We start from the raw sequence: 257 nt of genomic DNA, 5'->3' as shown, positions 1-257 counted from the left end.
CGATGTTTAGACGTAGAATTAGAACTCGGAAGAAAAAGGGAAATTAGGTGGGGACCACGGACAATTGACCTTGACATTCTGACCTTTAATCAAGAAAATATTAAGCATGCGAGGCTCATTGTTCCACACCCTAGAATGTTCGAGCGTGCGTTTGTATTAATTCCACTTTTAGAAATGAAGCCTGAAATCAAATTCTTTGGGATGGATAAGCCTATTTCAACATTGCTAGATGAAGTACCTGATAAAGAAGGAGTCCG

Annotated in this window: 1 protein-coding gene; it reads left to right on the top strand. The window is 39.7% G+C overall.

Annotated features, from left to right (window positions below; translation table 11 throughout):
* The coding region (gene folK, locus RYX56_RS23665; protein WP_317124293.1) for a 2-amino-4-hydroxy-6-hydroxymethyldihydropteridine diphosphokinase at window positions 1-257 on the top strand (257 nt) is incomplete at both ends.

This window comes from Alkalihalophilus lindianensis (genome assembly GCF_032843265.1).
In the GTDB taxonomy this organism is placed as follows: Bacteria; Bacillota; Bacilli; order Bacillales; family Bacillaceae_D; genus Alkalihalophilus; species Alkalihalophilus lindianensis.
Note: the sequence above shows the minus strand (reverse complement) of the source record. Positions and strands in the feature narration are given on the sequence as shown.